At 34.2% G+C, this 366-nt stretch carries 1 protein-coding gene; it reads right to left on the bottom strand.

What is annotated here, in order from left to right:
• Positions 1-105: 105 nt before the first annotated feature.
• Positions 106-366: helix-turn-helix domain-containing protein (locus RT41_RS10290; RefSeq protein WP_143467381.1), on the bottom strand; the 261-nt coding region annotated here is incomplete at its 5' end.

Genomic DNA, 366 nt, shown 5'->3' with positions numbered 1-366 from the left:
CATCTGGGTCATTCCCTTTTTCAAATTTTAATAACTCAGAGCCATCTTTATTTAAAAAGCTGATTATTGCTCCTTTTTCAATCGCATTAATTAAATCAATTACGGTCATCTATCAACCTCACTAACCATTTTCTTTACAAACTCAATGCCTGCGGTGTAGCCATCATCGTAGCCTTTTTGATAGAAATCATTTTTATGTTTTCTTAATAAGAAGTCAGCTGAAACTTCAAACTTCGTACAAAAGTTAATGAGTGTTTCCACACTAGGATAGACAATGTGATTTTCAATTGCTCCCCAAGCACTTCCAGTAATACCAACGATTTCGCTAGCTTCATATTGTGTCAAGTTGTTTTCTTTCCTTACTTT

It is taken from the genome of Lactococcus fujiensis JCM 16395 (assembly GCF_002441655.1).
GTDB lineage: Bacteria > Bacillota > Bacilli > Lactobacillales > Streptococcaceae > Lactococcus > Lactococcus fujiensis.
Note: the sequence above shows the minus strand (reverse complement) of the source record. Positions and strands in the feature narration are given on the sequence as shown.